The sequence below is a fragment of the Aequitasia blattaphilus genome (assembly GCF_024721305.1).
GTDB classification, from domain to species: domain Bacteria; phylum Bacillota; class Clostridia; order Lachnospirales; family Lachnospiraceae; genus Aequitasia; species Aequitasia blattaphila.
The window spans coordinates 1-24,568 of the sequence record NZ_JAMXOD010000005.1; the positions used below are offsets into that span (position 1 = coordinate 1).

The 24,568-nt window shown below is 38.7% G+C and carries 23 protein-coding genes and 2 pseudogenes; 6 read left to right on the forward strand and 19 right to left on the reverse strand.

Features of this window, described 5'->3' with window-relative positions; translation table 11 throughout:
• From NHH15_RS04715 to NHH15_RS04725, 3 genes are all read right to left on the reverse strand, one after another.
• The coding region (locus tag NHH15_RS04715; protein WP_262065504.1) for a helix-turn-helix domain-containing protein at window positions 1-564 on the reverse strand (564 nt) is incomplete at its 3' end.
• Complete coding sequence (gene tnpA / locus NHH15_RS04720) at window positions 509-964, reverse strand: IS200/IS605 family transposase (protein ID WP_262065505.1); 456 nt, start codon at window positions 962-964, stop codon at window positions 509-511. The genes tnpA and NHH15_RS04715, both read right to left, overlap by 56 nt.
• Window positions 965-1,141: 177 nt before the next feature.
• Window positions 1,142-1,657, reverse strand: coding sequence for a pentapeptide repeat-containing protein (locus tag NHH15_RS04725; protein WP_262065506.1), 516 nt, complete (start codon window positions 1,655-1,657; stop codon window positions 1,142-1,144).
• 164 nt (window positions 1,658-1,821) lie between these two features.
• Between NHH15_RS04725 and NHH15_RS04730 the strand changes: the two genes are divergently transcribed.
• On the forward strand, window positions 1,822-2,628 hold the full coding sequence (locus tag NHH15_RS04730) for a class I SAM-dependent methyltransferase (protein WP_262065507.1): 807 nt from the start codon (window positions 1,822-1,824) through the stop codon (window positions 2,626-2,628).
• 53 nt (window positions 2,629-2,681) lie between these two features.
• On the opposite strand, the gene NHH15_RS04735 is transcribed toward NHH15_RS04730, so the two are convergent.
• From NHH15_RS04735 to NHH15_RS15580, 3 genes are read right to left on the reverse strand one after another with little or no spacing between them, the layout of a single operon-like run.
• A complete protein-coding gene (locus NHH15_RS04735; RefSeq protein WP_262065508.1) occupies window positions 2,682-3,041 on the reverse strand; it encodes a helix-turn-helix transcriptional regulator in 360 nt (119 codons plus the stop codon).
• A gap of 23 nt (window positions 3,042-3,064) precedes the next feature.
• A complete protein-coding gene (locus tag NHH15_RS04740) occupies window positions 3,065-4,855 on the reverse strand; it encodes a hypothetical protein (RefSeq protein WP_262065509.1) in 1,791 nt (596 codons plus the stop codon).
• 15 nt (window positions 4,856-4,870) lie between these two features.
• Window positions 4,871-5,584 (reverse strand): LytR/AlgR family response regulator transcription factor, encoded by a 714-nt coding sequence (locus NHH15_RS15580; RefSeq protein WP_262065510.1) that lies wholly within the window; start codon window positions 5,582-5,584, stop codon window positions 4,871-4,873.
• Between the two features lie 303 nt (window positions 5,585-5,887).
• Between NHH15_RS15580 and NHH15_RS04750 the strand changes: the two genes are divergently transcribed.
• From NHH15_RS04750 to NHH15_RS04760, 3 genes are all read left to right on the forward strand, one after another.
• The gene (locus tag NHH15_RS04750; protein WP_262065511.1) at window positions 5,888-6,652 is read left to right on the forward strand and encodes a formate/nitrite transporter family protein; all 765 of its coding nucleotides are present in this window, start codon (window positions 5,888-5,890) and stop codon (window positions 6,650-6,652) included.
• Between the two features lie 294 nt (window positions 6,653-6,946).
• Window positions 6,947-8,839: an endonuclease MutS2 gene (locus tag NHH15_RS04755; protein WP_262065512.1), complete on the forward strand. Its 1,893-nt coding sequence runs from the start codon at window positions 6,947-6,949 to the stop codon at window positions 8,837-8,839.
• A gap of 25 nt (window positions 8,840-8,864) precedes the next feature.
• Window positions 8,865-9,704 (forward strand): alpha/beta fold hydrolase, encoded by an 840-nt coding sequence (locus NHH15_RS04760; RefSeq protein WP_262065513.1) that lies wholly within the window; start codon window positions 8,865-8,867, stop codon window positions 9,702-9,704.
• Here NHH15_RS04760 and NHH15_RS04765 read toward each other — a convergent pair.
• The 13 genes and pseudogenes from NHH15_RS04765 to NHH15_RS04825 form a co-directional block, all read right to left on the reverse strand.
• A complete protein-coding gene (locus NHH15_RS04765; RefSeq protein ID WP_262065514.1) occupies window positions 9,670-10,044 on the reverse strand; it encodes a DUF2085 domain-containing protein in 375 nt (124 codons plus the stop codon). The genes NHH15_RS04760 and NHH15_RS04765 overlap by 35 nt on opposite strands.
• Window positions 10,017-10,247, reverse strand: a complete 231-nt coding sequence (locus tag NHH15_RS04770; RefSeq protein ID WP_262065515.1) for a hypothetical protein — start codon at window positions 10,245-10,247, stop codon at window positions 10,017-10,019. The genes NHH15_RS04765 and NHH15_RS04770 overlap by 28 nt, the downstream gene beginning before the upstream one ends.
• A gap of 25 nt (window positions 10,248-10,272) precedes the next feature.
• Entirely contained in the window at window positions 10,273-11,115 is an 843-nt protein-coding gene (locus NHH15_RS04775; RefSeq protein ID WP_262065516.1) for a deoxyribonuclease IV, read from the reverse strand.
• A gap of 1 nt (window position 11,116) precedes the next feature.
• On the reverse strand, window positions 11,117-12,943 hold the full coding sequence (recQ, locus tag NHH15_RS04780; RefSeq protein ID WP_262065517.1) for a DNA helicase RecQ: 1,827 nt from the start codon (window positions 12,941-12,943) through the stop codon (window positions 11,117-11,119).
• A gap of 96 nt (window positions 12,944-13,039) precedes the next feature.
• Window positions 13,040-14,516 (reverse strand): annotated as a pseudogene (locus tag NHH15_RS15735) (ABC transporter ATP-binding protein).
• A pseudogene (locus tag NHH15_RS15740) lies at window positions 14,513-16,276 on the reverse strand (ABC transporter ATP-binding protein). The pseudogenes NHH15_RS15735 and NHH15_RS15740 overlap by 4 nt, the downstream one beginning before the upstream one ends.
• A gap of 83 nt (window positions 16,277-16,359) precedes the next feature.
• Window positions 16,360-16,974 carry a TetR/AcrR family transcriptional regulator gene (locus NHH15_RS04795; protein WP_262065518.1) on the reverse strand — a complete coding sequence of 205 codons (615 nt, stop codon included), beginning with the start codon at window positions 16,972-16,974 and terminating at the stop codon, window positions 16,360-16,362.
• 112 nt (window positions 16,975-17,086) lie between these two features.
• Entirely contained in the window at window positions 17,087-17,743 is a 657-nt protein-coding gene (locus tag NHH15_RS04800) for a phosphatase PAP2 family protein (RefSeq protein WP_262065519.1), read from the reverse strand.
• A 92-nt stretch (window positions 17,744-17,835) separates the two neighbouring features.
• Complete coding sequence (locus tag NHH15_RS04805) at window positions 17,836-18,441, reverse strand: helix-turn-helix domain-containing protein (RefSeq protein ID WP_262065520.1); 606 nt, start codon at window positions 18,439-18,441, stop codon at window positions 17,836-17,838.
• 63 nt (window positions 18,442-18,504) lie between these two features.
• Window positions 18,505-19,902, reverse strand: a complete 1,398-nt coding sequence (locus tag NHH15_RS04810) for an ABC transporter permease (RefSeq protein WP_262065521.1) — start codon at window positions 19,900-19,902, stop codon at window positions 18,505-18,507.
• Window positions 19,874-21,343, reverse strand: a complete 1,470-nt coding sequence (locus NHH15_RS04815; RefSeq protein WP_262065522.1) for a COG1361 S-layer family protein — start codon at window positions 21,341-21,343, stop codon at window positions 19,874-19,876. The genes NHH15_RS04810 and NHH15_RS04815 overlap by 29 nt, the downstream gene beginning before the upstream one ends.
• Window positions 21,344-22,048, reverse strand: coding sequence for an ABC transporter ATP-binding protein (locus NHH15_RS04820; protein WP_262065523.1), 705 nt, complete (start codon window positions 22,046-22,048; stop codon window positions 21,344-21,346).
• Window positions 22,049-22,212: 164 nt separating this feature from the next.
• Window positions 22,213-22,722 carry a methylated-DNA--[protein]-cysteine S-methyltransferase gene (locus tag NHH15_RS04825; RefSeq protein ID WP_262065524.1) on the reverse strand — a complete coding sequence of 170 codons (510 nt, stop codon included), beginning with the start codon at window positions 22,720-22,722 and terminating at the stop codon, window positions 22,213-22,215.
• A 137-nt stretch (window positions 22,723-22,859) separates the two neighbouring features.
• Between NHH15_RS04825 and NHH15_RS04830 the strand changes: the two genes are divergently transcribed.
• Window positions 22,860-23,540 (forward strand): response regulator transcription factor, encoded by a 681-nt coding sequence (locus tag NHH15_RS04830; RefSeq protein ID WP_262065525.1) that lies wholly within the window; start codon window positions 22,860-22,862, stop codon window positions 23,538-23,540.
• On the forward strand, window positions 23,537-24,529 hold the full coding sequence (locus NHH15_RS04835; protein ID WP_262065526.1) for a sensor histidine kinase: 993 nt from the start codon (window positions 23,537-23,539) through the stop codon (window positions 24,527-24,529). The genes NHH15_RS04830 and NHH15_RS04835 overlap by 4 nt, the downstream gene beginning before the upstream one ends.
• Window positions 24,530-24,568 lie beyond the last annotated feature (39 nt).

Consider the following 24,568-nt stretch of genomic DNA (forward strand, 5'->3'; position numbering starts at 1 on the left):
ATCAATCCCCAAGATATTTTCTGCTCTTTCTTTTCCTTCTCTTACTTGGCTTTCATAAGAAAACAAAAGACTGGCATAGTACTTCCCGGAGGGTTCCCGACTTATGGTTACGGATTTCAGCTGATAATTGCTTGGAATCTCTCGATGGAGAATCATTCGGATGGATGAAATTTTTGGAAGTTTTAATCTATGCTTTTCGATTCGGATATTGCCATTGACAAGATTAGTAGTATAACTTGCCTTACTGTGATGTTTGGATTTGAAGTTTGGGAATCCCACTTTTGGTTGTTTGAAGAAATTCTGATATGCCTTTTCCAGGTGACGTTGTACATTTGCTAATGCAAGGGAGTCTACTTCCTTTAACCATGAATACTCCCTCTTATAAGATGCCGGAGTGTTCTTTAACATCTTTTGATTCTTTTTATATTCCTCAATCTTATCTGCCAGCATCTGATTATACAAGAAACGACAGCATCCAAAGGTTTTCTTTAATTGTTCTTCCTGCTCTTTATTTGGGTATAGGCGAACTTTGATTGCTTTGTTCTCTCTCTTTTCTTGCTTCATCTTTCCTACCCTGGCTTTCAATATAACTCCGAATGGTTTCAACGGGTGCACCACCGGTACTAAGGAGACAAAAGCTCTTGCTCCAAAAAGCTTCTTTCCATAATTTCTTTCGTACTTCGGGATATTCCTTTTTAATCAACCGGCTACTGGCACTTTTATATGCATTGATAAATTTACTGAGTTCCGTTTTTGGCTGTGCACGGAACATCACATGAACATGGTCTTTATCATAGTTCCATTCTTCCAACGTGATTCCATAATTTGGTGCAATATAAGAAAAAATCTCTCTGGCACGATTGGAAATATCCGTATCAATCACTGGATGGCGATATTTGATGACCATAATCAGATGATAATAGAGCAGAAATACTGAATGTGAATTATTATCCAATTTCTTCATTTTATCAACTCCTTCATCTTTTCTACTGAGTTTATTATATCACAAAAACGACATCAGAACAAGTGTTCTGATGTCGTTTTTGTATTATTTTTTGTAATAGTTTATGGTAGCTACGCCAAGATATTTCCAAAATCAGATTTCAGTCAAAAACTTTTTCATTGCCGACAGGCAAGTAAATCAATTCATCTCACTCCCTATAGAGGAAGGAGAATTCTTGATGTTTTTGTTAAATCTACTGTATGCTAAATTGCTGTCTGACAGATTGCATTCTGAAAATGCTACATATTCAAATTTCGAATAATCAAAATTGGCCATAGCAAAATTGCTGCTTTCCATACGCACATCTTTGAATACTCCGTTGGTAAACAGCGTACCCAATCCCTTGCAATTAGCAAAACGAACTTTACTCATGTATATATTATTCAGGTTACAGCCAGAAAAATCGCATCTCGAGAATAAAACGTTACTAAATTCAGCATTTTCAAAGCCGCACTTGTGAAAACTGCATCCTTCAAACATTGACTGGCTTATCACAATATTCTTATAGTCCTCTTCCTCATTGTTTAAATCTTCAAAAAAACTTTCTTCTATTGCCTGGTCCGAAAGTGATGCATCCCATAGCGTATCCTTCGTTCCTTTCAACAACTTTAACGTATCTGGTACGTATGGCTCCTGGATTTTCTTCTTTTTCATATAGACTGTTTTACTCCTTCTTTCCTTGTCTGCTCACCCTGTACAATTGTACTTTCAGAAAACGTTCACGTCAACAAAAGTATTCTGGAATTTTTTTGATTTACATGTTAAAATCTTATTGTCAAGTAAGCTGTGACTAACAAACATTGGATTGGAGATAAACTATGAGAAAATTACATGGTGTTGCTGATACATTATTTATTCCCTTAGAAGCTCGCATTTTTGTATCAAAGAACTATCCGGAATACTTTTATGATGCGAAAGCATTGGAACTAGAGAAGTACATTCCCGATAATAGTATTCGCAAAAATTCCTCTGAATATTCCATGATGGCTTCTGTTGCCAGATATTATAACATGGATCAAATTGTAAAAACCTTTATTGATAAACACGAACTCTGTAACATCGTCTATCTTGGAGCTGGACTCGAAACGGCCTATTATCGGCTCAATACAAGTAAGGCACTCTTCTATGAGGTTGACTTACCGGATGTCATAGCAGCAAGACATTCTGTCTTAGGTGAAACTAAAAATGATTTTTTGATCGGCGGTGATTTGTTCTCTTTACAATGGACAGCGCAAATCGACACTTCTCTTCCTACCCTCATCGTTGTCTCTGGTGTTTTTCAATATTTTACAGAAGAAAAGATTTTAAAATGTATTTCTGATCTCAAAAGCACTTTCAAATTTGGCCAGCTTCTTTTTGATGCCACGAACGAAACTGGTATTAAATATGCAAATAAGTATGTACAAAAAACGGGAAATAAAAATGCACTTATGTATTTCTTCATTAACAACAGTCTGGTATTTGCAAAAAGAACTAACACCTCTTTGATTGAAGAACACGCGTTTTTCAAGGATGCCCGGAAACTATTATCAAAAAAACTAGGTCTCTATACGCGAATTGCTATGAAGATTGTAGATGATAAGAAAAGAGCCATCCTGGTGCACCTTAAGTTAATAAAGAAGTAGACAACTGTTGAATCTCTTCAACAATTGTCTACTTCTCATTCTATGGCTTAAATTTACTCTCCCTCTTCATATTTCATCGTTGCAAAGTAATTTTTTCTATATCTCAACGGCGTAATTCCAAACTCCTCTTTAAACATAGAGCTGAAATGGCTCAAACTTCTATATCCACAATGCAACGAAACGTCTGATATTGTCATACCGCTTTTTTCCAACATCATTTTTGCATTTGATAGCTTTTCTTTTCTGTAATAATTATATATCGTTGTTCCGTACAGTCGTTTAAATCCTTCTCTTAGTGTCGTCTTGCTCATTCCAAGATTCTGACACAATTCATTTGTCGTTGGAGGATTTGCATAATCTCTAAACATCAGCATTGGGATCTTCATGATCTGTTCTTCCTCATACTTATACATGCTTATTCTCCTTTATATACTCTTTATTTCAGCATTTTCCTTAGATTTCTCTTTTTCTTTTGATTAAACCATTTTATTAATCTAACCATTCGAAATACTTCCACGCCACATGACGCAAGTACTGCGGCAGATGAGAGAAACGTCACAACATATAGATGTTTCAAAAATGGTTTCTCCTCTTCTTCCTGTTCCGTTGTTACATCCGCCTCTTTTGCCTGTGGTATCTCCTCACCCGGCACACGGACTCTGTTTTCAGCTTGGGAAGTCGTTCTCACCGCCTCAACCGGCTGTGACTGCACAGTTGTCTGAGGTTCTTCTATTTGCTGAGACGAACCCCTTGCACCTGTCTCTACTTGAGGTAACTTCGTTTCCAAACTTTCTTTGTTCTCACTTTTTTCTTCAGGGACACTCTCTTCCAATACCTCCTGGGGAATGTTTGCCTTTGGTGATTCATTCTCCTGTGTTGTATCTTTTGTAGGAATATCCGTTTTAGGAGTATCCTTCTCTGGCTTCTCTTTATCCGGCTCTTTTATCTGAAAATTCTCTGTTTGAATCGAATAACTCTGCTCTGCTTGAGTCTGTCTTCCCTCAAAATTTGTATAACTGATTTGAATCAGTAAATTGTACGTCTTGTTAGGGCTGGCTTTCTCTGCTAAATGCAAATCCAAGTCAGCGCCAAAAACACAACTGCCCTTTTGATATCCCAGCCAGTCTCTCTCTTCACCCATACTTCCATATGCCGTAATAGAATCTGCTAAGGGTGAACTCATTTTTGACACACTTTCATTTGTCGGCACATAATTTTCTTTGTTAAAAATCAGATATCTGTCTCGTCCAATCACAGTTACTCTGCTCTTCGTCTTTTCTCCCGCCTCTAAACCATCCGGTATCTTTATTTTTACTTCCAAATCCCAGTAGGGCTCATGCTCTACCTTGTTTTGCAGATAAAAAAAGTATCCAGTTAAAAACAGGTCGTCTGACTGTTTTGAACCAATATCTCCCTTTTGATTCAGCTCCAGCTTCTTAACCTCTTCTGCTTCATTTTTCGGATTTTCAACATAATAATATAATCCTGTAAACACTTGCTTTGTTTCATACATTTTAGGTATTAAAACAAAACAATCTTCTCTGACGATTCCCTGGCAACGCTGCAGTATCACATTCGTATACAGCACTGGCCGGCTCTCTTCACCGTTTCTGCCTGCGTTAGCAATCTTCTCACCTATAAGCATGGCTGCTCCATCTTCACTCTCTTGACAAGTTGTTAAAAATCTCATGGAAAAGGGTCCATCCAGCCATGTACATAAGCTTTGAAATTTAATAGATACCTTCTTGCCATCTTCGGAACAGTAAACTTCTATATTATCTTTGTCATATTCCGCCTCTGTAAGATGAAATATCATTCCTTCCGGCGCCTCCAGCTCTGTTTCGAAGCCAGCATGATAGCAACAGTCTTCTACCGATATCTCTGTATAATAATTATAATCTCTAATATAATCCCAGTTTTCCGGGTCAATCTCTTCCCCATCTTGTGAGTAATACGAAATACTAAAAGCCGGCACTTTACTATAGACATCCACATCCACATCACCAGCACGTGCTTTATCTCCATGTAAAAAACTGATTCCAATGAAAAATATAATTATAATACTTTTCAAATGAATCCTGTGATTCGAATGACTCTTCCCCTTTTGAATCTCATCACTTAATCCATCCATTTCCTTTTTCTTCTTATTCAGAAAAATTCGAATTCCAATATTTAGGAGTATTGCAAAAATCAGTACTAAAATACCAATCATATTAATTCTTGACATATGCTTTTACTCCTTTCATACTGTCCTGTTAGCAAAGACTTCACGAAGCTGTTTTACACCTTGCCTGCTCACAGGCAATTCAGTTCCGTCTTTTAAGGTGACTTCTGACGAGGTAAACGTCTTCACATATGCTACATTTACCAATACAGATCGATGGATTTTTATAAACCCATAGGCACCAATCATATTTTCTATCTTTCCCAAAGTCGAATAAAACTCAAAACTATCACTCTTTTTGTAGTAGACAGTGATTACTCTTAAATCAACCTTAAAATATTTGATATCCTCTATATCTATATTTCTGTTTTCTCCTGCGCAGTTTACAGATATATATTCCTTGCCCATTTCTTTGTATCTGTTATAGAATTTAAGAAAAATCTCCTCTGACTTTTCTTTTTCTGTTCTATCTTTTAATATGTAATGAAATGCATTTACGTCAAATGCCTCAAAAACATACTTGTCGCTATTTGTATAGAAGATAATCTCATTTTTATAGCCAGCTTTTCTCAACTTTTTTGCAGTATCAATTCCATTACCCTCAGGCATAGAAGTTTCCATATACAAAAGATCCGCTCTTTTAGGTTCATCTTCCCAATCAAAAAGTAATGCGCTCTCTTTTTGATATATCGTCACTTGAATTGGAACATCATGTTCTTCTGCAATTTCCTCCAGCCACTTTCGATATTTTCCTGCCGCCTGATTATCATGATCACATATAGCAACTTTCACTCTTAATCCCTACTTTCTCTCAAAATATATACTCTTTATATAATTACATATTTTGCTTTTTTTGTCATCACGATTCTTATTCTTTCCTCCTTTCATTGTGCGGTTTGTCTCTTTTAAGGCTAAATTGATTATAAAAGAGCTTTCTTTTAATTGGGCGGGTTATGTCATGAATGACTATTTTTATGTCATAAACGACCCATTATTTCATTTCGATAATATTTATCGATAGTTAGTTATCGCTACCCGTTTTGTTCCTATTGCAGTATAATAAAACCGCAAATGAATCGAAAGGAAAAACTTACTTTGAATAGTTCAGAAAATACTCTAAAAATTTGTACCTCTATGGGTGTAAAAAAAGTTCATAAAACACTTCTCTCAAAGCTCATATTAGGTTTTATCGGTGGTGCAATGATATCTCTCGGGTATCTTGCATACCTTCGTATCGCAGCTGTATTCAGCGGAGCTTGGGAAGGAATAGGCCATCTGATTGGCTCTGCAATTTTTCCGATAGGCCTTATTATAATACTGCTGGCTGGAGGTGAACTCGTAACTGGAAACATGATGGTTGTTTCCTCCTCATTATTTGAGAGAAAAATCACTTTAAAAGATTGGATTCTTAATCTAACTACTATCACACTTGCCAATGCCCTTGGTGCTCTTTTTGTTGCACTCTTTTTCGGACATTTATTAGGTTTAACCAGTCAGGGAATTTATTTGGAAAAACTATTGAGTCTCTGTCACCATAAGCTGGATGCTACCTTCCTTCAATGCTTCTTATCCGGTATTGGATGCAACTGGTTCGTTGGTCTGTCACTGTGGCTCTCCTATGGCGCCAAATCCGGCGGGGCAAAAATCCTAGCAATCTGGTTTCCTGTTATGTCCTTTGTTGTCATTGGTTTTCAGCATTGCGTTGCCAATATCTTTTTAGTATCTGCAGCGATTATGGAGGGACACTATAGCTGGCTTGCATTTATTCAGAACTTCCTACCTGTTTTTCTTGGGAATATCGTTGGTGGTTCTGTATTTGTAGCTGCCTTCTACTATCTATCCTATTCTCCAAAAGAATGAGAATCCCCTTGCTTTTCATTCAAAATTGGTATACACTGAGTTAGAAAATAAATGACGAAAGAACAAACGAGGTATTTTGGTGAGTGTTTTTGGTATCTAACTAAAGCAACTTTATAGATGATGAGTAAGCATTGTGGAGTCAAGGTTTATTTGTCGTGCTTTTAGATACCTGTCTATATCAATCGATTGTTTCTGTGGATAGTGGGGTACTGCTATCTTTTTTTATATCCAATTTTATACTTTCGAATCATTTATTTTCAAAATCGACAGGTATTCTTACCGAAAGGATACAACATGAATAAAGATATACAAAACGCAGTAGAATTTAGCAAAATAAAAGACTTGCTTCTTTCTCTTACTATTAGCGATATGGGAAAAGAACTTATGAACACAAAAGAACCTTCCACACATTTAAATACGGTTCAAAAACGTTTGACAGAAACCAGTGAGGCTGTCACATTATTAAATGCAGGGAAGCAGGTTCCATTTCTCGGTGTTGGACAAATACAATATTTGACAACACGTATTATGAAAGGAAGTATCTTAGAAGTTGAAGAGCTTCTGGAGTATGCCGATTTTTTAAGAGGATTTCGGCAGATGAAGACCTTCTTTACAAAGCATTCCTTCGAGGCTCCTATACTCCTCTCATACGCTCTTAGCTTACAAGAGTTTCAGGAGGTAGAGGATGAAATATACCGTTCCATACAAGGACGTCAAATAAGGAACGAATGCTCCAAACCTTTATCGAAGATACGAAAATCGATTCAGGATTTAGAGGCTTCCATACAAAAGACACTGCAGAAGTTTTTGCGGAACAACTCGTCTATTGTACAGGATCCTATTATTTCCTTAAAAAATGGACACTATACCATTCCCATAAAGACGGAGTTTAAAAATCATTTTTCCGGAAATATAATCGAAACCTCCGGAAAAGGAATCACGACATTTATGGAGCCTTCAAGCGTTTCAAAAATGAACGCTGAGCTTCAAATAAAAAAGGGAGAAGAAGAACTGATTGTGTATCAGATTCTTGCGAACCTAACCGGATTAATCTCGGAACAGCTCGACGAGATCAAAGCATCTATGGAGATTTTATCCGAGATTGATATTATATTCGCCAGAGCACGGTACAGTATTTCAATTGGCGGGAAGAGACCTCAGGTGAACAAAGAAGAATTCGTTTATCTGGATCAAGTTGTTCACCCACTACTTGATTCCAATGCTGTTCCCCTTACGCTAAAGCTTGGGAATGATTTCCGGCTCCTTGCAATTACCGGAGCAAATGCCGGCGGGAAAACCGTCACACTTAAAACATTAGGCCTTGTAACTTTAATGACCATGTTTGGCTTACTAATTCCTTGCAAGGAAAAAACAAACATCTGTATCTTTGATGATATATTGATTGATATTGGCGATAATCAAAGTATGGAAAACTCTCTCAGTACCTTCTCTGCCCATATGAGTAATATCTCATCTATTTTAAATAGTGCCGGACGAAATACTCTGGTTCTATTGGATGAGCTTGGAAGTGGAACAGATCCAAAAGAAGGGGCTGCTCTTGGAATTTCCATCTTGGATTCTCTCTATCAAAAGGGGTCTTTAATCCTGGTCACAACACATTACGGTGAAATCAAAGAGTATGCCAGAAAGCACGCAGACTGCGAAACTGCTGCAATGGACTTTGACCACGATACACTGTTACCAAAATATAAGCTCCTCCTTGGAGAAACCGGGGAAAGCGGTGCCATCAGCGTGGCAAAGAGAATGGGGATACAAAGAGATGTTCTGAAGAATGCAAAAAACCTTTTAGACAGTAACTCCTACTCCACAGAAAAACTTGAATTTCAAAAGATTCAGGAGAAGACAAGCCCCCTGAAAACAGAGATTCTCCTTAAAAAGGGAGACCGTATTAAAATAAGCGAGCAGAAAGACTGGGGACTCTTTTATGATATGGTAGATTCACATATTGCAAGAGTCTATATGAATCATGGGTTCTTAGAAATGCCTCTTAAAAAAGTAACTCTTTTAGAAAGCCGGGATCAACTATATCCCCCTGATTATGATTTTGAAAGCCTGTTTGAAGATTTCTCAGAAAGAAAGAAGCGACGTGATTTAGACCGGGGATCTAAAAAAGCTTTAAAGCAATTAGACAAAGAATCGAAACTTAGAAAAGATGCTGCCAATTAAATAAACTTATTAATGGAGGAATAAAATGAAAACAATTGAATTCAACAACATAAAGCTCTGTACAGAAAGCTTCGGTAAACCAGAAGACCCTGCCATCCTTTTAATCATGGGCTCTGCAAGCTCTATGGTATGGTGGGAAGTTCCCTTTTGTGAATTATTAGCAGAAAATGGATTCTTTGTCATACGATATGATAACCGGGATACAGGTGCTTCTACCTGTTATCCAGTAGGAAAACCTGATTATACTTTGGAAGATATGGCAGATGATGCCATAAAGATTTTAGATGGATATGGAATTTCGAAGGCTACTATTATGGGAATGTCTCTCGGTTCTGTGATTACACAAATCGCCGCACTTCGCCATCCCGACAGAGTTTCCGGAATTATCCTTTTAGCATCCATGTATTTTGCCGAAGGCGCCGACAGGCTCCCCGGCTCCTCACCAGAGGTGACACAGTTTTTTGAAGAGCTCTCTATGAAAGAATCTCCAACGGACACAGACGAACTCGTTGAATTTGCTCTTAGTCAATGGAAAATGACGAATCAAAGTGATCTTCCTCATGATATCGACCATATTCGCAAAATGATTTATGTGGATGTCCGTCGCGCCACTAACTATGCAAGCAGACTCAATCATTCTTTTGTACCGGCAACTGGTGATGCGCTTCTTCGTATCAGCGAAATCTCTTGTCCATGCCTCGTTATTCATGGAACAAAAGACATTGTAATTCCCTATGTTCATGGTGAGATGCTGGCAAAAACAATTCCCGGAGCCAAACTCTTAACCTTAGATGGTGCCGGCCATGAGATGCATCCTCTGGATTACTCCATTATTGTGAAAAATATTTGTGAAATTTTCCGATAAGAAAACGAAACATAGCAAAGTATACGCCTACTACTCCAAAGCCACCTAAGGCTCCGGTGATGAGTCGGCGTATATTTGTGGATTTCTTTATCTTTAATTCCTGTATTCCCCAGTCGATGCCCATAATACCTAATAGACTTAGTGAAAGGGCAAGTGGGATACGGAGGAATACTCCTGCTATCACTGCCACCATCTGTCCAATGGCTACTCCTGTACATCTGGCACAAACGGGGAATTGTTTTCCTTTATAGAAAAAGCTTCTTTCCGGCAGTTGATGGCATCCACTGTGATTTCCAATAATTCTTAGTGTTTTTAAAATCGATTGCCGCAATTTTGACATGTATACTCCACCTTAGAACTTGTTTTCGTGCTTCTTCTGCCTTTTCCCATACCACAAAGTCCGCATAAGACTCCCGGGAGGCTAAAAAGCAAAAAGCCAATGCAAGCCTTTATCCAACCAAATCCCTTCACTTTTTCATTACTTGTCGTTTCTGTAATTACCTGAGAGGTAATATGGTTACTTCCGCATCTTGGACATATCATCTTTTTAATCTCCTTTTTCGTTTCTCTAGCTAATATACCACATTCCTTTTAACTTGGCGATTTCTTCTTGATAGCCCTCCAGTTCATTTGGTGTCTCTAAATAGCATGGAATCCCTTGAAGCTTCGGATGATTAATGATATGTCGAAATGTTTCGATACCGAGGGATCCTTCTCCCAGCTTTTCATGTCGATCCTTATGACTGGAAAAAGGATTTTTACTGTCATTTAAATGGATTGCTTTTAACTTATCCAATCCAACGATATTATCAAACTCTTGTATCACATCTTCCAAATGATTTTTAATATCATAGCCACCATCATAGATATGACACGTATCCAGGCAGACACCTATGTGCTCTTTTAACCTCACACCCTCGATGATTTCTGCCAGCTCCTCGAAAGTACGTCCGATTTCCGTGCCCTTTCCGGACATCGTTTCCAGCAATACAGTTGTTTGTAGTTCCTTATATAAGACATTATTTAAAAGACGGATAATCTTGTCGATACCCTCTTCTTTCGTGGCCTTTGTGTAGGAACCGGGATGAAAGTTGTAGCAGTTTCCCGGAAGGTATTCCATCCTCATCAAGTCATCTTTTATGGTCATATATGCGAAATCCCGTACCTTTTCGTCTGCCGAAGCAGGATTAAGCGTATAAGGTGCGTGAGCAAGTATCTTCTCTATGTCATGCTTTTTAGCATATGCTCTATATTTTTTTATATCCTCTTCGTCAATTGCTTTTGCCTTACTTCCTCTTGGATTTCTTGTAAAAAACTGAAACGTATTTGCCCCTATTTTCACAGCATCCTCTCCCATATGAAGGAACCCTTTTCCAGAAGATAAATGACAGCCTATCCTTAATTTCCCCATACTATTTTAATACCTCCAAAAATCTTTCTCCATACTTCTCAAACTTAAATTCTCCCACACCACTAATTGTGAGCATCTCCTGCTTCGTTTTTGGAAGCATCCGGCTCATCAAAGTCAATGTCTTATCCGAAAACACCATGTAAGGAGGCACCCCTTCTTCATTGGCGATTTTCCTTCGCAGACCGCGTAATTTCTCAAACACAGCCTCTTCAACCTCAGACAGAATAATGCCGGCAGAATTACGTTTCTTTTTCTTCTTCGATACCTTCGGTTCCCGTTCTTGTTCTTTTGCCATCTTCATAACAAGTGCTTCTTCCTGCTCTCCCACTGCATTTGATGTCTCCGTCAGTTTTACAATACTGTATTCATCATCTGTGATTGCAAGATAATCATTGAGCAGCAAATAGTTCATCATCTGACGCAATTTATGTGTCGGTATCTTCGCCAGCTGGCCATAAAAAGGATTCTCATTCATACGGTATTGCCGAATTTTTGCGGTATTCGCTCCATGTACTGTATCGATAATCACATTTACACCGTACCGTTGGCGGCTGGACTGCACACAGCCAATCAATATTTTGGCTTCTTCTGTAATATCTATCGTCTCAAACTGAGTCAAACAGCTGGAGCAATTTCCACAATAATTCGACTGGTATTCCCCAAAATAGCGAAGAATATAGTCTCGCAGGCATTCGTTGGTAAAACAATAGAACGTCATTTTTCGGAGCCGCTCACGATCCCGTTCCATCACAATTTCTCTTGTGATATCATCTAATTCCTGGTTGTCCTGATTGTTATTAATAAAGAATTGATTGGTGACCACATCCTGTCCACTATACAACAAGATACATTCTCCCGGCTCACCATCTCTTGAGCAGCGCCCTACCTCCTGATAGTAGGACTCCACATTCTTTGGCATATTATAATGGATAACATACCGTACATCTGCCTTGTCAATTCCCATTCCAAAGGCATTGGTTGCCACCATAATCTGCTTTCGATCATAGATGAAGTCCTCTTGATTTTCCTTACGCTCCAAGTCATTTAACCCTGCGTGATAACGAGTAACCGAAAATCCGTCATCCCCAAGACGGTCGCAAATTTCTTCTACCAATTTCCGCGTCAGACAGTATACAATACCACATTGGTTCGGATGGGTTTCAACGAAATTCTTAACCATACTGTATTTGTCTTTTGGCGCCTGTACTCCCAGATACAAATTGGGTCGATCATAGCCCGTTGTGACAACCGTGGGTTCCTGCAGCATCAAAATATCGATAATATCTTCTCTTACCTCTTTCGTTGCCGTAGCTGTAAATGCACTGACAACCGGCCGCTTTGGTAACTGTTTGATAAAATCTACGATCTTCAAATAACTGGGGCGGAAATCCTGCCCCCACTGTGAGACACAATGAGCTTCATCAACCGCCACCATGGCAATTTCAGTATTCAGTGCAAAATCCAGAAACCCGGCTGTCATCAGCCGCTCCGGGGCTACATATATAATGGGATAGCGACCTTCTTTTGCATAAGAAAGCGCCTTGTAATACTGATTTTCTGTTAAAGAACTATTTAGAAACGCTGCGTGAATTCCGGCTTGATTCAGTGCCGAGACCTGATCCTTCATCAGTGAGATTAACGGAGAAATAACAAGAGTAATTCCATTCATAAGCATTGCCGGAACCTGAAAACATATGGATTTTCCATGTCCTGTGCTTTGTATTCCCATTGTATCCTTGCCGGAAAGAATACTGTCGATTAGTGTCTCTTGACCTTCCCGGAAGGTATCAAAACCGAAATATTGTTTTAAAACTTTATATTTATCCATTTCATGTATCTCCTATAATATCTGTAAATTACTCCTATCTTCTCACTTTTCATCCATATATGCAATCCAAAAAAGAATAAGAGCGTAAAAACGCTCCTATTCCAACACCCAAGCCGAACTCTCTCTTTGCAGTCTGGACATATGGGCAAATATTCCATTTTTCTTTTCTAATTCTACTGGCGTTCCTTCTTCTACTACCTGTCCCTCTTTTAAAACAACGATTTTGCCTGCACCTGAAATTGTTCGCATACGATGTGCAATTACCAAAACCGTTTTATCCTGAATCAATCTGGAAAGTGCTGATTGGATTAAAGTCTCGTTTTCTACGTCCAGAGATGCCGTAGCCTCATCCAGTAAAATAATGGGGGCTTGCTTTAGAAATGCTCTTGCAATGGATATTCTCTGACGTTCTCCACCGGAAAGTTCACAACCATTTTCTCCAATCTGGCTGTTCCACTTATCCGGAAGCTTCTCGGCGAACTCATCTACATTTGCAAGTCTGGCTGCTTCCTTTACCTCTTTATCTGTCGCGTTTGGATTCCCTATACGAATATTTTCTAATATCGTATTATTAAAAAGTGTTACATCCTGGAATACAATGGAATAAAGAGACATCAAGGTTTCCGGATCAATCTTCGAGATGTCCATTCCTCCAACGGTAATGGTTCCTTTCTGAATATCCCAGAACCTAGCGGCAAGTCTTGAGGCAGTAGTCTTCCCACCTCCGGAAGGCCCCACAAGAGCCGTAACCTCTCCCTGCTTCGCCGTAAAAGATACATCCGAAAGCACGGTCTCTCCGTCGTCATAAGAAAAAGAAACATCTGAAAAAACAATGTCATATCCTTCATTTGTTAAAGCTTCGACACCTTTTTGAATCGGGTAATCTAAAATTTCTGATTTTTTTCTCCAGCTCCTTTAAAACCTTTTCTTCTGCATTATTGGATCGCAAATCATTCATCGTCTCAATACATTCTTGAATTCCATCTTCTGCAGCCATCTTTGCAGCCATAGCCTTTCGTCCAAGAAACTTATGCATACCAGTGGAAAATCCTACAATACCAAAAGATATTGGAAGCACCCACAGGGCTGCAATTGCCATTCTCCACTCAAGGAAAAATAACGAAATCGCGATTAGAACCGTTGATAGAATAGATCCAACCAAAGGACACACAAAATGGGATTGGCTCGTTTCCAACACTGCGCAATCATTCATGATAGCAGATGTCAAATCGGACAAATCTTTTTTCCCGAAGAAGGACAGGGGTATTTTCCGTAATTTCTCTGCAATAGAGATACGGCGTTTCCCTGTTTCCAAATAAGTCGCCAGGTAAGTTCCGTTATATTGGAACCATGTCGTAACTAAAATTAAAATAATACTTAATATGCATCCACCTACATAAAAATAAGCACGCTCTCTAAGGGTATTCTCCATGAGATCTGTAATTAACATATATAAAAGTCCTGCCGGAAACATCAGCGCAATGTTTTGTAATGCACATTCAATACTTCCTATTATTGTATCCTTTGCACCCTTTTTTGAGAGGGCAAATCTTCTTTGAAGTTTCTTAATCATATGGCATTCACCTTCCATTCTGCTGATTTTTGATAGTCATTCCACATATTACTGAAAATTCCTTTCATTGCATTTAAGTCATCAAAGGAGCCTTTTTCCTTGATTTCACCTTCCTTTAGCACATAGATGCAATCTGCATGCCTTACCGTAGATAAGCGATGCGCAATCATAATAACTGTGCGGCCCTTTGCAAGCTGGGAGAATGCTTCTTGAATCAAGTTTTCATTATCAGGATCTGCAAATGCGATAGCTTCATCCATTACAATAATCGGAGAATTCTTTAAAATTGCTCTTGCAATTGCAAGTCTTTGTTGTTCTCCACCGGAGAGATAGATTCCTTCCGTTCCAATCCTCGTCTCTAATCCTTTAGGGAATTTTTCAATAATATCCATACATTGTGCGGCCTTAAGAGCATTTTGTACTTCCTCTTTCTTTGCCGCTGGATTTCCAAGGCGGATATTTTCCAGAATCGTACCTTTTATTAATCTCGAATTTTGAAAAACGAAAGATACCGTGTTCATAAGTTCTTCCTTCGGAATATCTTTTACATCTGCTCCTCCAATTCGTACAGTGCCCTCTTGGGGATCGAAGAATCTGGATATAATACTAGCGAGAGTTGATTTGCCTCCTCCAGATGGACCTACAAATGCAATGGTTTCTCCCGGTTTCACATGGAGGGATATGTTTTCTAATGCGTTCTTATTTCCATCGTAGCTAAAAGTAACATTCGAAAGCTCTACAGATGCATCCTTTGGCCGTGCTGTGTTGGTAGAAACTAAGGGCTCCATTTCTAATACCGACTCGATACGTTTTATGGAGTCCTACACAATCATTTCATTTTCACTTTGATGCATCATTTTTGATAAAACCACCGAAATAATAGGTGTTATAATAATATAAAAAATCAGGTTCAGCAAGAACGTATTCTCAGGCGTCTTTCCAGAAAGCACAAAACCTCCAATAATTAAAAAGATAAATACACTATTCACCCCTAAGGTATAAAGCATCATTGGAATGCGTAGTTCCTTTGTGTAGGCAATTGCCCATTTACTATAGCGATCAATGGAATCCTTAAAACGCTTAAAAGAAAAAACGGTTTGCCCAAATGTCTTTACAATCGGAACACCTCTTACGTATTCTACTGCCTCATTCGACATATCATTTAGTGCTCCCTGATATTCTGAAATCTTTTCCTGCATACTTTTTCCAGCCATCTTCATCATTACAAGAAATCCACATATAACAGGGAAAAAACTCAAGAGACCGAGACGCCAGTCAAATACAAACAAGAGAGTCAAAAGGCCGGCAATCATTCCATATGCTTTTGCTTTATCCGGAAGCTGATGGGCAAGGTAAGTTTCCGTCGCCCCACTGGTTTGTGTGATGATTCTACGTAGGTGCCCACTTCCTAAGGTTTCAATTCTACCTAGGGGCAGTGTTGTGATGTGTCTCGTTAGTCGCAGGCGGATATTTGTGGCAACGCGAAAGGCTGCTAAGTGAGAACACAATAATCCCATGATATAGATAACAACTGACAAAATCGCGAAAAGAACCGCCATCCATCCATTGTGTGTAAGATTCGTCGCATTCTTGAAATCGGGTGCTGTTTCCAATACTTCTCTGATGATTTTCCAGATATACCAAAAAGGCACTAATCCCAAAATTGCACTGAGTGCTGAGAAAATCCATGAGATATAGGTGAGATACCTATGTCCTCCCCCATAGCTCATAAGTTTTGAAAAGTTTGATTGTTGTTTCAATGTGATACCTCCTGCTATTTTATTTCTCTTTCGTTAGCAAATGCTAACTCATGCTCTTAAATATTGGGCTATAAATTATAGCCCTAAATCCCGATGGTTTTCGACCATCCTGCTGTATAGAAATCATGCAGCTCCTCGATACATTTGATGGCTCGCTCTTTTGGAATATCATGTATAATAATCTCAAAAAAGGAGGAAAACATCCCACTTACAAGCATATGTTCAAAATAAGGATCCATCCTTTTTACGCTCTGTCCCAACTCTTCTAACACATCCATAAAACGATGTGTTGCCTCAATCTCCATCTCAACGGTTCGGTGCACATAATCTTCATATTTTGTACCGGCTGCTGCACCGAGGATTAATCGAAACGCATCCTTATAATCATACGCATAGTCAAGCATATCAAACATATATTGATTCCCTGTTTCTCCCATATGAGAGGGTTGTTCTTCTTTGGGAAGATTGGCAAACTCTGTTATCACTTTTCCAAACATATTCAACATATAATCTGCCGGCTCACCCACCAGTGCATCAAATAGCTCTTCTTTGCTTTTATAATAACCGTAAAAAGCTCCTGTTGTTACTCCTGCTCTTTGTACAATATTCCGGAGAGATGCTCCCATAAAACCTTTTTCCAAAAACTCTTCTGCGGCATATTGGTGAATCTTTTCCAAAGTTTTCGACTCTTCGGGCATAAAAACCACCTCTATATAACACTGTTATATAACAGCATTATATAGAGGTGAAAATGGATTATCAAGACAAAACTTACACTGCGCTAATATTCCAGCCTTCTGCTCAAATCGTCTACTCCAAAAGTGTTTTTCTAGGCCGAATAGTTGCCGAATATAGCTTGCAAAGAAATAGGCTTAGCAATACTCCTCCTAAAATATCGGTAAACCAATGAACTCCAGAAATAAGACGTCCAATAATTGTAATCAAAATGAGTGCTATGGCTAGGATTTCTAATATTTTTCTCACCTTTTTATTCTTTACTCTGATATGAAACTGCATCTTTGCAGTGCTCATGATACAAAAAACAATCATCGTATGTGAGGAAGGATAAGATGCCTCTAAATGTCCATTCATTAAGATAGGCCTATAATTTACAATCCACTTTTCAAAGAAAATGTATACACCAATCACAGCACCATAGAAGATTCCCAGTGCAATAATATCTTTATCTACCTTTCCAATCCCTCTTCTTTTTATAAGCTGAACAGTACCCAGGCATGCAAACCCGAAGGCTGTAATAAGGGCTACTATTCCAAGCCAATCCGTTATGTGATACCACATCAGATTTACACCAAACAGTTGAAAAACATATTGATTAAGTGTCGCAAAACCTACGGAAGACCCTTTCGGACCAATTGCCCTTACATCAATCGTTTTCATGATTATTGTGAACAAAATAAATAGTACTCCTAACAGACTTGCTTGCATTAACTTTCTTTTCATTTTCATAATTTCTATTTCTCCTTTGTTTTTTTTAAACATAGCACAAAAGAAAAAAAGAGCGCTAGAAACGCTCTTTCACATGGGTGATACTTTCCGTATCATTGCCACTTTATAAGTAATATCCCCTTGATTATCAACAAACTAAGTAAAAATGATCCGGGATAAGGATGACGTGCTACAATGGAAAACAGAAGCAAAAATGTATTCAGTGCAAGACTGATTATCCCTCTGTACTTCTCCCAGATTCGATTTTTAATATTTTGTAACGCCAGCTCTACAATACCGAATAGAACGGTTATGACAATTGCGATGCAATAAATAATCTGCACATAGTCTTTTGTATCCTGAAGCGTGAAAAGGGAGACCATTCTGACTCTCTCCCCTTCCTGCTGCCCAAAAAACGGCAGAAATATTAGTAACACCGTAATGCAATCCAATAAACCAAAGAACAGATTGCCCATCGCACCGGTTTTTTCTTTCTGCTCTGACTCTGCAAGAGAGATTATTTCTTCTCCGGAAAGCAGCTCATCAATGGATACTGCAAAAAGTTTTGCAATTGCCTTTAACGATTCTATACTTGGAAGTCCTCTGCCGGATTCCCATTTTGAAACAGCCGTACGAGACACAAACAACGCTTCTGCAAGTTCTTCCTGCGTCCATCCTTTTTGTTTTCGTAACAGTTGTATTTTCTCACTTAATTCCATTTTATTTATATTCCTTTCTCAAATTGCACTTTTTCATTATACACTTTTCGAAAGAATTTTCCACTAATCTCCCCGTATTGCTGCCAGTGGACTTAGCTTCATCCCTCGTGAAGCCGGCAGCATTCCTGCCAAAACACCTACAATAACTGCAAAAAATATTGCTGCCAGAGCTAACCAAATCGGGATATACGAAATGTCTCTGCTCAACCCCATTGCTGCCCCTCCCTGGGCAACCAGAAAATTAATAATGCCAGATAAAATAAAACTGAGAGTACATCCAATAACGCCTCCAAATAATCCGATACTTGCCGCTTCTAACAGAAACATCCTGCGAATACTCTTTAAACTGCATCCCAATACTTTCATGACTCCTATTTCTTTCGTTCTTTCATAGATGGACATCATCATCGTATTTGCAATTCCGATTGCTGCGACAAACAAGGACACTGCACCGATTCCACCAAGTGCTGCTTGTATCATAAAGAATTGCTTTTTCATGCTGTCCAGATAATCTTGGTTCGTTTGAACATTGAATCCCATATTCTTTATTTCATTTATCACTTGATCCACATTCTCTATGTCATCTACGACAACCTCTGCTGATGTGTAACAAAAATCCCGATATGCTTTTCCCGATTTTGTTGTTGGCTGTCCCGGAATCACATTTCCTTGAAACTCCTTTTTCAGCACCTTTCTCAAAGCATCAATGTCACAGTACACATAATAAGAATTCATCGAATACGCTTCGATTCCACCTTCCATTACTCCACTTGCCTTTACCACCTGTTTGTTTACAGTTTTCACCTTTGTGGCTTCATCAACTGTTTCTGCGTTCTGGGATTTTTCAAGGCTTTTAAAATAATTATCAGTATCCAGAATAAGAAACACAGAGTCTTTTGTTAAATCAATATTGGGAATTTCTCCCGTTTCCCAATACCCCTTATTCGTTCCCTTTTCCAAAAAATCTGCCAAAACTGCATTGCCATAAACCAGCTCTAACCGACTGCCTCCTGGCGTGGGCATTTTTCCATATCCAAGCTTTAGATTTTTATTTTCAAGGCCTTCCTTTGTCGAAGCATATAATTGTATATAGGCCTCGTAATTTCCTTTCAGTGCCACTGCCGTCATTTGGTATTGAGGATTTATACTGCTGATATGTTCTATTTCTTTTAGTTTCGCCAAAGTACTGTCTGTAACGTATTTCTCTACATCCTCCTGTTCACCAGCATTTCCAGAATAAAAATAGCTCTCACCCGCTTCAGCGCCAGATACCGTAATCGTCTTTAGTCCTCCCGACTCTTCCACCTCCTGAAGCATGGATTGCTGTAATCCTAAACCCAAGGAAATCATGGTTACAATTGAGGCTGTTCCAATGACAACGCCTAAAACTGTTAAAAATGTGCGAAGGCGTCTTTTTCTTAAATTGTCCAAACTAATCTTCAGAATATCCCTCAAGTGCATCCAATAACTCCTCCTCTATTTGGTCTTTTCCGTTGCCCTTTTTCTTTTTTACTTTTAAAATAATTGTTACAAAAACTCCCAGAATAACAATCCCTGCTACGATTGGTACAATTGGAATTCCACTTTTTTCTTTCTGTGGAACATCCATTTCAGACACTGTTGTGTCTTCACCTTTCTCAATCTTTATTGTCATTTCTTTTGTCATGGTTTGCTGATTGCCTGCTTCATCCTCATAGGATACCGTCATCGTAATTGCATCCCCTTTTGGTGCTGCTTTCGTTCCTTTTAGCATCACATCAATACTTGCGGTCGCACCGGATTCCACGTGCCCCAGAAAGATTTCTTCCTTTTCAATGGCTGCGCCGGTAAAACTGGCCTTTACATTATAAAGCTTAATACGTCCGAGATTATAGAGATTACACATGACATTGCTTTCTTCACCAACCGTAATTTCATCTGGCGCAATGTCAAAATCGGAAAGTTCAAATCGTGGGCTTTGCCTGACAGACAAAGCCAATTCAGAATTGCCTTCTATTTGATTTCCACTTCCATCTTCATAAACCATTTTTAGACCCAGACCGTATGGCTTATTTACCAAATCTGCTTTCGCATTTAAGTTAATACTAACTTCTCCTGCACCTCCCGCTCCTATACTGTCAATATAGACCGAACTGCTGCCCGATGTAGGCAGAAATGCAGGTGCTACATTTTCTTCCTTGCCTTCTGAGGATGCATTAAAATCAAAAAGCATATTGGAAACTGTTGTTGTTTTCGAAGTGTTTTTTAACTGAACAAATAAAGTAAAATTAGCTCCTGTCCTCACTTCTGCCGGTTCCGTACGAAATCCGGTGACAATGACTCTTGGCACCGCCTTATTTCCAGTAGAACCACTGCCGCTGTACACAGGCTCCCCATTACTAACCATAGGCATTTCTCCCATCCCTTCTTCTGGCTCTCCTTCACTCTCTCCTTCTGGTTCTTCCTGAGGCTGAGGTTCTTCAATGGGCTCTGGTACCTTTCCGTTTACATAGATAAGGCGCTGGCTTACTTCCATGTCTTTTGCTTCTGCTACAAAAACCACATTATATCTTTTGTTTTCAATATTGTTTTTCCCTGTCAAATTGAAGGATACAACCGCTTCCTCCCCTGGATTTAAGCTTTTTATCACTTCTTTATATTCCTGAAACTCTGTGGCAAATGGCCACTGGGAACCATCCATTCCCAAATCCGGGTGTACCTCTATATTTTCTACTATATTTTCCGTTTCATTTTTTACTTTTAATCCAATTTGAATTGCCTCACCCGAAACCACCTCAGGTGTTCTTTCCTCCACAACACTTAAGCTAAGTCCAGCTGCTGCAAAAGCCGTCATGGGAAATGCGCCTCCTACAAAACACAGTAGAACCATTATTCCTGCTAGTATACTTTTCATCCTTCTCATTTAGTTTCCCTCTTTTCTCCTATGATCTATTATTTTAATAATCCGTCCATCACGTATGTGAAATACCCGGTCTGCATAATTTGCAAGCTCTTCATCATGGGTTACCATAATAAGTGTTTTCTTATTCTCCCGGACAACACGCTGCATTAATTCCATAATCTCTTTTGAAGTCTGAGAATCTAAATTCCCTGTAGGCTCATCTGCAAATATAATCTTAGGATTTACAACCAATGCTCTTGCAACCCCTATTCTTTGCTGCTGTCCGCCAGACATTTGGGTTGGAATGTGCTTTTCATGTTTTGTAAGCTTTACGAGCCGAAGCATTTCTTCTGCTCTTTTCATACGCTCCTTTTTGGACACTCCCATGAAGCTTAGGGGGAATGCTATATTCTCCACGGCATTTAAGGTACTCATCAAATGAAAGGACTGGAATATAAAGCCTACATTCTCTCTTCGAAAACTCACCAGCTCTTCCTCTGTTCTGCCTTCAATGTGCTCTTTATTTATAATCACCTCACCCTTTGTAGGAGGTTCTAAGCCAGCCAGCAGATTAAGAAGAGTTGATTTACCAGAACCTGAGGTACCCACAATCGCACAGAATTCACCTTTCTCGATAGAGAAATTTACCTCATATAAAGCCTTTACAATCTCATCTCCAACCTTATAGAGCTTTGATAAGTTTTTAACCTTGATAATTTCTTCCATATGTTCTCTCTCCTTACTGTTTCTCAGTATAGAAGGGAAAACGAAAGATTTTTTTGTCATCTTTCTGAAGATTTTCTTAAGAAAAAATAGAGCCTGCATCTGCAAGCTCTATCCTATACTTTCTTATCTGATTAGATTATCCATCATCTCTTTATAACGCTTTGTTAATTGCTATCTGTCCCCTCCTCATGTTCCAATAAGTGTCTCTTCTTCTCAATTCCACCTGCATACCCCGTCAAGCTTCCATCTGTCCCTATCACTCTGTGGCAGGGAATGATAACCGATATTGGATTATGTCCCACTGCTCCTCCAACTGCCTGAGCAGACATCGTAGGTTTCCCCATTTTCTCTGCCATCTTTCTGGCAATTTCTTTATAAGTAATCGTTTCTCCATAGGGAATCTCACACAGGATTTCCCAGACCTCCTTACGAAACTCACTTCCGATTGGCGCAAGAGGTAATAATTTTATATCCGGCTTCTTTCCATCAAAATAGTTCTTCAGCCATTCCTTTGTTTTCGCAAAAACAAGGATATCTTCCTTTTCAATCATCTCGTCAAAAATCTCTTCCCCGTGATACTTCTGTCCTTTTAGCCACAAACCAATTAGATTCTCTTCATCCGATGCCAAGGTCATTATACCAATTGGTGAATTATAATCTGTTCGATAAATCATCCGTCTCCTCCTTTTCCCCACTACTCATACGATATAATCGGAGAAATCATTTGTCAATGTGATTTCATTTTTATTTTGCATTTTATAATTCGGACACTTATACTCTAATTAACGAAAAATAATACGAGGTCTTACATATGAATGAAAATATTACCATCATGCTTGTTGAGGATGATGACGTACTGAAAAATGAATTAAGAAACTACTTGTGCAAATGGGGGTATGCAGTCACAGAACCTGTTGATCTTCAAGATATCACCACCGAATTTCATAAACCTCATCCTCATGTTGTTCTGATGGATATCGGACTCCCCTACTTTGATGGCTACTATTGGTGCAAAAAAATCCGAGAGTTTTCCAAAGTTCCTATTCTTTTTATCAGCAGCCGAAATGATGACAGGGATAAAATAATGGCCATTACACAAGGCGGAGATGATTACGTAGAAAAACCATTTAATCTCGAACTGCTAAGGGCAAAAATTGATGCCATTTTAAGAAGAACATACGAATATCGGATCAAGAAAACTCTCTCTCTTGATACAAACCTTTTCTTCGACTATGGAACCCATGACCTTACCTTTCAGGATAGGAAAATCGAACTGACAAAATCAGAAACGCGAATCCTTATCTATTTGATTGAGCATAAAGGAGAAGTCGTTACCAGAGAGGAACTAATGGATCAGCTTTGGAGCACCGATGAGTTTGTCTCTGACAGTACCTTAACCACCCTTATCTCACGTTTACGTACAAAAATTGCCCATTACTATAAAAATGATTTTATACAAACCAAGAAAGGACAAGGATATTTCATAAAATGACCTATTTCAAAAAATACTTCAAATATCTATTCCTGATTTTCCTTACAATTCTTTCTTTCAACCTCTACTTTTTATTTCTGCTTCCAACTGTAAGGAAGCAATATCTCCTTTATCTGAATATACTGCTTTTTCTCATATTATTCATATTTTTTTGCATTGAATACTATCAGTTTCGTAAAAGAGAACAACATATTACAGATTTACTAACAAAAGAAACTATCATCACTTCTGAAATGAATGCATTCGAGAATAAGGACATTGCTCTTCATGATATCGAAATACTAAATCTGGAGCTTCAGGAAGAATATGATAAACTGTGTGATTTGCAAGACTACTTCACAAAATGGTGTCACGAGATAAAGACTCCTTTGTCTGCGTCTCTGCTTTTAACGGAGCAGATCGAGGATTCCTTTCAAAAATCAGCCCTAAGAGAACAGTTAGAGAAAATCACACGTTCTTTGAATACAGCCTTACTGGGTACAAAGATTCAAAGCAGCCTTCTTGATCTTACAATCAGTCCTACTCCTCTTTTAAGCTGCGTGAATGCTTCCATAAAGAATAATCGCTTCTTTTTGATTCGAAAAAAATTCGAACTGGATATTAATAGCGACAACGAAACCGTCTATACAGATGCCGCTTGGCTTACCTATGTTTTAGATCAGCTTCTTAGTAATGCACTGAAATATCAGGGAAATGAGAGTCCCGTTATAAAAATATGGAGTGAGACTTCTTCCGATGGAATCATTTCTCTACATATCCAAGACAATGGAGAAGGCATTAAATCACATGATATAGGGCGTGTATTCGAGAAAGGATTTACCGGCAGCAATTACCATAACGGCAAATACGAATCTACCGGTATGGGACTTTATATGGCCAAAATAATCATTGACAAATTAGGGCATGAAATATTCGTAGAAAGCGTCTATACCAAATACACACGTTTCACAATCCGCTTTGAGGATAACCGGGAATTCTTTCTTCACTAATCTTACAAAAATGTAAGATACCAAGAAGTTTTGTAAGAT

What these genes read in the sequence shown, in the direction of transcription:
- tnpA (WP_262065505.1), bottom strand. Translation starts at nt 964, where the DNA reads ATGAAGAAATTGGATAATAATTCACATTCAGTATTTCTGCTCTATTAT.
- NHH15_RS04725 (WP_262065506.1), bottom strand. Translation starts at nt 1,657, where the DNA reads ATGAAAAAGAAGAAAATCCAGGAGCCATACGTACCAGATACGTTAAAG.
- NHH15_RS04730 (WP_262065507.1), top strand. Translation starts at nt 1,822, where the DNA reads ATGAGAAAATTACATGGTGTTGCTGATACATTATTTATTCCCTTAGAA.
- NHH15_RS04735 (WP_262065508.1), bottom strand. Translation starts at nt 3,041, where the DNA reads ATGTATAAGTATGAGGAAGAACAGATCATGAAGATCCCAATGCTGATG.
- NHH15_RS04740 (WP_262065509.1), bottom strand. Translation starts at nt 4,855, where the DNA reads ATGTCAAGAATTAATATGATTGGTATTTTAGTACTGATTTTTGCAATA.
- NHH15_RS04755 (WP_262065512.1), top strand. Translation starts at nt 6,947, where the DNA reads ATGAATAAAGATATACAAAACGCAGTAGAATTTAGCAAAATAAAAGAC.
- NHH15_RS04760 (WP_262065513.1), top strand. Translation starts at nt 8,865, where the DNA reads ATGAAAACAATTGAATTCAACAACATAAAGCTCTGTACAGAAAGCTTC.
- NHH15_RS04765 (WP_262065514.1), bottom strand. Translation starts at nt 10,044, where the DNA reads ATGTCAAAATTGCGGCAATCGATTTTAAAAACACTAAGAATTATTGGA.
- NHH15_RS04770 (WP_262065515.1), bottom strand. Translation starts at nt 10,247, where the DNA reads ATGATATGTCCAAGATGCGGAAGTAACCATATTACCTCTCAGGTAATT.
- NHH15_RS04775 (WP_262065516.1), bottom strand. Translation starts at nt 11,115, where the DNA reads ATGGGGAAATTAAGGATAGGCTGTCATTTATCTTCTGGAAAAGGGTTC.
- recQ (WP_262065517.1), bottom strand. Translation starts at nt 12,943, where the DNA reads ATGGATAAATATAAAGTTTTAAAACAATATTTCGGTTTTGATACCTTC.
- NHH15_RS04795 (WP_262065518.1), bottom strand. Translation starts at nt 16,974, where the DNA reads ATGCCCGAAGAGTCGAAAACTTTGGAAAAGATTCACCAATATGCCGCA.
- NHH15_RS04800 (WP_262065519.1), bottom strand. Translation starts at nt 17,743, where the DNA reads ATGAAAATGAAAAGAAAGTTAATGCAAGCAAGTCTGTTAGGAGTACTA.
- NHH15_RS04805 (WP_262065520.1), bottom strand. Translation starts at nt 18,441, where the DNA reads ATGGAATTAAGTGAGAAAATACAACTGTTACGAAAACAAAAAGGATGG.
- NHH15_RS04810 (WP_262065521.1), bottom strand. Translation starts at nt 19,902, where the DNA reads ATGCACTTGAGGGATATTCTGAAGATTAGTTTGGACAATTTAAGAAAA.
- NHH15_RS04815 (WP_262065522.1), bottom strand. Translation starts at nt 21,343, where the DNA reads ATGAGAAGGATGAAAAGTATACTAGCAGGAATAATGGTTCTACTGTGT.
- NHH15_RS04820 (WP_262065523.1), bottom strand. Translation starts at nt 22,048, where the DNA reads ATGGAAGAAATTATCAAGGTTAAAAACTTATCAAAGCTCTATAAGGTT.
- NHH15_RS04825 (WP_262065524.1), bottom strand. Translation starts at nt 22,722, where the DNA reads ATGATTTATCGAACAGATTATAATTCACCAATTGGTATAATGACCTTG.
- NHH15_RS04830 (WP_262065525.1), top strand. Translation starts at nt 22,860, where the DNA reads ATGAATGAAAATATTACCATCATGCTTGTTGAGGATGATGACGTACTG.
- NHH15_RS04835 (WP_262065526.1), top strand. Translation starts at nt 23,537, where the DNA reads ATGACCTATTTCAAAAAATACTTCAAATATCTATTCCTGATTTTCCTT.